The organism is Lentzea sp. NPDC004782 (genome assembly GCF_040609115.1).
In the GTDB taxonomy this organism is placed as follows: Bacteria; Actinomycetota; Actinomycetes; order Mycobacteriales; family Pseudonocardiaceae; genus Lentzea.
In genome coordinates this window covers 68187-74074 of the sequence record NZ_JBEXJN010000047.1, presented here as the reverse complement: position 1 = coordinate 74074, position 5888 = coordinate 68187, and the positions used below count along the sequence as shown (strand labels likewise).

Here is a 5888-nt window from a genome sequence, read left to right as displayed (position 1 = left end):
CTCGGTCACCACCTCGACCTCCGGCGCCACGGCACGGGCGGCGGCGACCGCCTCCGCCAGCCACACCCGCGCCTGCTCCTCGATCGCCTGACGGATCTCGTTGCCCGTCACGATGACCTCCGGATACCCCCGCACCGGCAGGGCATACGCGTGCACCAGCCGCAACGACCTGTGGTGACGGGCGCAGTCCTCAGCAGCCCACCGCACCGCCGCCAACGCCGACGACGAACCGTCGACACCGACCACAACCGGGGCATCAGGTCCCTTCATCACTTTCCCTCCGTCAGCACACGCACGCGCAACACCCCGGGCACGGAACCCGCGAGCGAGGTGAGCACGCGTTCGGTCTCGGCGTCGGCGTCCCCGGCACCGACCACGGCCTCGCCGTCGGTGACCACGACCGTCCACTTGCGACCTCCGCCGTAGAGGTCGAGCACCCGTTGTGCCTCCGCCGCGACGGTCGTGTCGGTGCGGGCGAGGGCGCGCACGAGGTCGCGCCGGGTGACGATGCCGACGACCGCGGAGCCGTCGACGATCGGCAGGCACCGGATGCGGTCGTCCACGAGCACACGGGCGATCACGCTCCCCCGCGCGTCCGCGTCCATCGCCACGGCAGGGCTGGTCATCACCTCGCCGACGGTCTTGCCGCCGTTCTCGTCGAGGTAGCCGTTGCGCAGCAGGTCGGCCTCGGTGACGATGCCGATCAACCTCTTGTCGTCGTCCACGACCGGCAACGCGGTGAACCCGTGCGACACGAGCAACGCCGCGGCGCCGCGCACCGGCACCTCCGGTCGCACCGTGATGGCCGGACTGGTCATGATGTCGCGAGCACGCATGGCGTCTCTCCTTTCCGCCTCCCGACACTAGGAACGGCGTGCGCCGGTGGACGCGGCCCTTGGTCCCGCGCCGTCCGGGTCCTTGGTGCCCACCAGCGCGTGCTTCGACGATCAGGGCGAAGGGGCCACCCGGCGCGGGCCGTTCGACTCTGCGAGCGGACACCGGCGGCGCTCCACCCTGGAGTCCCAGAGGTCGGCGAGTGAGGAGCACACCGTGCACTGGTACTACGACACCCCGATGGGCTGGGGCGGTTTTCTGATGATGGCGCTGTTCATGCTGCTGTTCTTCGGCGGCCTGATCGCGGTCGGGGTGGCCCTGCTGCGCCGAGGCGGTGGCCGCGACGACGGCTCCGCGCTGCGCATCCTGGAGGAACGGCTGGCCGGCGGCGAGATCGACACCGACGAGTTCGAGCGCGTCCGCAAGACCCTGCGCTCACGCTGACGGACGGAGGTGACGGCATGACCGAACTGCCCCCGGCGCTGGGACTGACGCCGGACCAGGTCGAAGCGGTGCTGAAGGCGGCGTCGCTGGCACCGTCCGTCCTCAACACCCAGCCGTGGCGGTTCCGGGTGCTGCCCGACCGCCTGGAGCTGCACCCGGACCTCGACCGCGCGCTGCCGGCCACCGACCCGGACAACCGCGAGCTGCGCCTGTCGTGCGGTGCCGCGTTGTTCAACCTCCGCCTGGCCCTGCAGGGGTTCGGCGTGCGGCCGCTGGTCGACGTGCTGCCCGGCCACGCGGCGCCGGATGCGCTGGCGGTGGTCCGCCGCGGCGGTGACTTCGCCCAGGACGACGAGATGCGCGCGTTGCTCAGGGCCGTGCCCGCGCGCCGGACCAACCGCCGCCCGTTCTTCGAGTCCGGTGTGGACGCACGGCAGCGCCACGCCCTGGTGCGCGCCGCCGACCTGGAGCGGTCGCGACTGCACGTCGTCGCCACGCGCGAGGAAGCGGCCCGCCTGAAGGACTTCGTGCGGCGCGCCCACCGCATCCAGCAGGACGATCCGGCCGTGCTGGCCGAGCTGACGGCCTTCACCGGGCACCGGCCCGGCGCGGGCGACGGCGTGCCGCCCGCCTCCGCCGGTTTCCGGCCGGAGGCGCAGGACGAGTGGACGTTCCGCGACTTCCGCCCCGGCGGGAACCACGACCGCCCGCCGGGCAAGGACTACGAGCCCGACCCGATGGTCGCGGTCTTGTGCTCGTTCCACGACAACCCGTTCGCCCAGCTCCAGGCCGGGCAGGCGATGCAACGGGTGCTGCTCACCGCGACCACGCTCGGGCTGTCCGCGTCGTTCCTGTCCCAGCCCGTCGAGGTCCGTTCCGTGCGCGAGGAGCTGCGCCGCGCGCTGGGGAGCACGCTGGTGCCGCAGACCGTGCTGCGCATCGGGTTCAGCACCCCGGTCCCCGCCACCCCGCGGCGACCGGTCGGCGAACTGCTGATGGAACCCACGGACGCGACCGGCTGAACCGGTCACATCACGACCTGGGCAGCACGTGCTCGAGGTGGTGCGGCTCGCCGGGCTGCCGGAGTCGAACGCGTCCTCGTGCCGGATCCACCCGGTCCTTCGGCGGCCACCCGTGGTCACGGCGGCGCGAGGCCCGGCAGAACCAGGACTTTCGTCCCGCACAGGTGGCCACCCTCCGCTCTGGGGACGGCTTGCCCGACAGGCCACGGTGGAGGCATGGAACCTGTCGTGGTGATCTCAGACGGCTCTCCCCGCAGCGAGCAGGCCGCGCGGTGGGCCGCAGCCCACGCCCAGCTCGTGGACACCGGCGTCGAGACGCACCGGCTCGGGGAGCACTTCCGGGCCCAGCTCGTGGTCGTCGGCCACCAGGACCGGACCGGCAACCACGCCCTGTCGGTCGTGTGTGGAGCGGGCTGCGACACGGTCGTGGTCCGCGGCGCACACGACGCGCGGCACGGGCTGCACGGCCGTGTCACCGCGCTCGTCAGCGGAGGCGCGCACGACCACCACGTGCTCGCTCGCGCCGTCGACTTCGCGCGGACCCGTGACGCCGCACTGCGCGTCCTGCACGCCGCACCACTGTCCGTGCTGCGCGCCGACCTCGACGAGGACCACAGCTGGGTGCTGGAGCGGTCGGACGAGCTCCTCGCCGGGTATCCGCACACCGCCGTGCTCGTCCGCCGACAGCCGTACGATGCCATCAGCCGTTGCGTGGACACCGATCTGCTCGTCGTCGGCCCCGGCGAAAGCCACCCGTGCGGCTCGGTGACGCGGGCCGCGCTCCACCACGCCCCCTGCCCCGTGCTCGTGGTGCACCGACCCGTCCAGGAGGAACACCGTGGCGTCCCTTCCATCCCCGCTCCTCGCCGACCAGTTCGCACCGCGGTGTGACTTCAGCCGGGTCGACCACGTCGTGGTGGAGGCCGATCCGGTCTCGACCTACAAGGCGGTGCACGACCTCGACCTGACCGAACTGCACGGCTTCCTCGTCACCGCCGCGGTGCGCCTGCGCGAGCTGCCCGAACGCCTGCGCCGGCGGCAAGCTCCGCGGCAGCGCACCCGGCTGACGCTCCACGACCTCGACGCGGGCACCGACTGGGTGCTGCTCGGCGAGAACCCCGGCCACGAGATCGTCTTCGGCGCGATCGGCAAGGCCTGGCAGCCCGTCGTGAAGTGGGTGCCGATCGAGGCGCGCAGCTTCCCCGACTTCACCGAACCCGGCTACGCCAAGGTGGTCTGCTCGATCTCGGTGCTCCCCTACGGCCAGCGCCGCACGCTCGTCAACGCCGAGATGCGCGTCGTGCTCACCGATCCGCGCGCGTGGCTGAGCTTCCGCCGGTACTGGCGAGTCAGCACGCCGTTCGTCGGGGTGATCAGCCGCGCGATCCTGCGCACCGTCAAGCACTCCGCGGAAACGGGTCGCTGACCGCGCCGTCACGATGTCCGGGGCCGCTCGCCGAACGGGTCGCAAGGCTGCCACGCCACGGGAAGCAGCACCTCCACGCCGTCGCGTGCCGCGAGCGCCGACAGCCGGCGCATCGTCACGTCCAGGTCGTCGGCGAAGCGGGGCAACGGACGCAGCGGCCGGTCCAGGGAGACGAAGAAGTCGTCCCAGTGCACCGGCACGACCCGACGGGCGCCGGTGGCGCGCACGACCTCGTCCCAGTACTCCTCGACGTACCGGGACGGCTGCTTGCCCAGCGTGCCGACACCGAGGTACACGACGTCCGCTCGCAGGCCGTGCAGCGCGCCGCGCCGGAACCCGGCGCTCGCGTGCACCAGCACCGTCCCGCCGCGGTGCCTGACGAAGACCGCGTAGACGGTGCCGGTGCGCCACTCCCGGCTCCGGCGGGGTGGCACGAGCGCGGCGTCCACCGTGCCGGGGTACCGGTCGCCGGGGCTGTGCTCGGACTCGACGAACGCCAGCTCGAACCCGCCGTACGTGAGCACATCGCCCTCGCCTGCGACGCGCAAGCTCGGCTCGGGCACGCCGAGGCCGCGGCCGATGTTGGCGGTGGACTCCGACCCGACCAGGTCCGCCCCGGTCAGCGAAGCCCACACCGGGGCGTCCAGTGCGTGGTCGTAGTGCGAGTGCACGCACACCACCGCGGCGATCGGCGGGGTGCCGAGCCGCTCGACCGCCCGGCGCACCACGTCCGGGTCGGGAGCGATCCGGCCGAACGCGACCCGCGCCAGACCGGGCCGGGTGACGAAGCCGTCGGTGAGCACCGCCGTGTCCCCGTCGCTGAGCAACACCGAGCTCGTGCCCAGGAACCACGCCGTGACGTCGCCGCTTCCGGCCGCCTGCACCGGGTGGCCCGCGAGATCCGGGCGGCTCAACCAGAACTTCACCGGCGCATCATGCCGGACGTCCCGGGCAAAGAGCCCGCGCAGGACCGGGACCCACGGCACTGGCCCGGCGTGCACCGCAGTCCGACGCTGGAGACATGGACACCGACAGCTACATCGCCTTCCTCGTCATCAGCACGCTGCTGGTGGTGATTGACGCTGTGATCATCACCATCAGCGGCCGCAAGTACCTCGGCGACGACGCGCACCCCGGCATCAGCATCGCCGCGAGCTGGCTCACCTCCACCCTGTTCACGCTCATCGTGCTCGGCCTCGTCGCCCTCATCTCCACCGTGGACCTGCCCGTCGACGGCTCGCTGCAGAAGACCGTGACCAAACTCGGCCTGGTGCTGCTCCTGCTCGCCATGGCCCACGCGATCACCATGGCCGTCCTCACCCGCTACCGGGGCCAGGAACGCCAGGAACACCTCGCCGAGGAACTCGCCGAACAAAACCGCGGACACGCGAAGAAACCCGAAGTGTCACGCTCGATCGAACGCGACGAACCGTACTCGACGGTGTAGCTGGCTCGTGATGCCCCGACTGCTCAGATCAGCAGCGGCGGACGAGAGCGCGGTGCGGCTCACCCTCGGCCCGGGATCTGCTGATCCGGGGCCGACGGGGGTGAGGTCAGTCGTCCTGGACGTCGATCTGGATCTTGCGCTCCTCCGGCGGCGCGGCGATCGGCACGCGGACCTCGAGGATGCCCTTCCGGTACTCGGCGGCGATCTTCGTGGTGTCCGCACCCGAGGGCAGCGACACGGTCCGGGAGAACGAGCCGTAGCGGAACTCGGAACGGTGCTGCTCCTTCTTCGTCTCCTCCCGCTGGGCGGTGATCGTGAGGGTGCCGTCCGTCGCGCTGACGTCGATGTCCTTCGCGGCGTCCAGGCCGGGCAGCTCCGCGCGGACGACGTAGGCGCCTTCCTCGACGAAGTCCTCGATGTGCATCGGGTGCCGGGTCCCGAACGGCCACGTGGCGTCGAACATCTCCCACAGGTCGGGCAGCAGCGAGCTTGCCTGACGGCGAGCCGGCGAGGTCATGTCGTCTCCTTTCCTGTTGCCCTGCAACGCTTCCAGCCCTCCACCGGGCTCGTCGTGCGGACAGGGGCCGAAGCGCCTTGCCGGAGGTCGTGTCCGCACCCCGCCTACCGGGCAGTTACGTGGATGAAGGGCGCCTTCATCCACGGCCCGTCGAGGGACGAGACCATCAAGCACAGGACCAGAACGCCGGGTGGGAAG

At 71.8% G+C, this 5888-nt stretch carries 9 protein-coding genes; 5 read left to right on the top strand and 4 right to left on the bottom strand.

Going from position 1 to position 5888, the window contains the following annotated elements:
* Both ABZV40_RS34350 and ABZV40_RS34345 read right to left on the bottom strand, forming a co-directional pair.
* On the bottom strand, window positions 1-270 hold a 270-nt coding region (locus ABZV40_RS34350), incomplete at its 3' end, for a universal stress protein (protein ID WP_355451207.1).
* Window positions 270-836 (bottom strand): CBS domain-containing protein, encoded by a 567-nt coding sequence (locus ABZV40_RS34345; protein WP_355451204.1) that lies wholly within the window; start codon window positions 834-836, stop codon window positions 270-272. The genes ABZV40_RS34345 and ABZV40_RS34350, both read right to left, overlap by 1 nt.
* A 214-nt stretch (window positions 837-1050) precedes the next feature.
* On the opposite strand from ABZV40_RS34345, the gene ABZV40_RS34340 reads away from it, so the two are divergent.
* From ABZV40_RS34340 to ABZV40_RS34325, 4 genes are all read left to right on the top strand, one after another.
* Window positions 1051-1278: an SHOCT domain-containing protein gene (locus tag ABZV40_RS34340; protein ID WP_355451201.1), complete on the top strand. Its 228-nt coding sequence runs from the start codon at window positions 1051-1053 to the stop codon at window positions 1276-1278.
* Window positions 1279-1295: 17 nt separating this feature from the next.
* Complete coding sequence (locus ABZV40_RS34335) at window positions 1296-2300, top strand: nitroreductase family protein (protein ID WP_355451198.1); 1005 nt, start codon at window positions 1296-1298, stop codon at window positions 2298-2300.
* Between the two features lie 216 nt (window positions 2301-2516).
* Window positions 2517-3191 (top strand): universal stress protein, encoded by a 675-nt coding sequence (locus ABZV40_RS34330; RefSeq protein ID WP_355451195.1) that lies wholly within the window; start codon window positions 2517-2519, stop codon window positions 3189-3191.
* Window positions 3139-3726, top strand: coding sequence for a hypothetical protein (locus tag ABZV40_RS34325; protein ID WP_355451192.1), 588 nt, complete (start codon window positions 3139-3141; stop codon window positions 3724-3726). The genes ABZV40_RS34330 and ABZV40_RS34325 overlap by 53 nt, the downstream gene beginning before the upstream one ends.
* An 8-nt stretch (window positions 3727-3734) precedes the next feature.
* Here the strand turns inward: ABZV40_RS34325 and ABZV40_RS34320 are convergent, their stop codons facing one another.
* Window positions 3735-4652, bottom strand: a complete 918-nt coding sequence (locus ABZV40_RS34320) for an MBL fold metallo-hydrolase (protein ID WP_355451190.1) — start codon at window positions 4650-4652, stop codon at window positions 3735-3737.
* 95 nt (window positions 4653-4747) lie between these two features.
* Here ABZV40_RS34320 and ABZV40_RS34315 point away from each other — a divergent pair, with 95 nt between their 5' ends.
* Window positions 4748-5173 carry a hypothetical protein gene (locus ABZV40_RS34315; protein WP_355451187.1) on the top strand — a complete coding sequence of 142 codons (426 nt, stop codon included), beginning with the start codon at window positions 4748-4750 and terminating at the stop codon, window positions 5171-5173.
* A 106-nt stretch (window positions 5174-5279) separates the two neighbouring features.
* Here the strand turns inward: ABZV40_RS34315 and ABZV40_RS34310 are convergent, their stop codons facing one another.
* The gene (locus ABZV40_RS34310; RefSeq protein ID WP_355451184.1) at window positions 5280-5690 is read right to left on the bottom strand and encodes an Hsp20/alpha crystallin family protein; all 411 of its coding nucleotides are present in this window, start codon (window positions 5688-5690) and stop codon (window positions 5280-5282) included.
* Window positions 5691-5888: the final 198 nt, after the last annotated feature.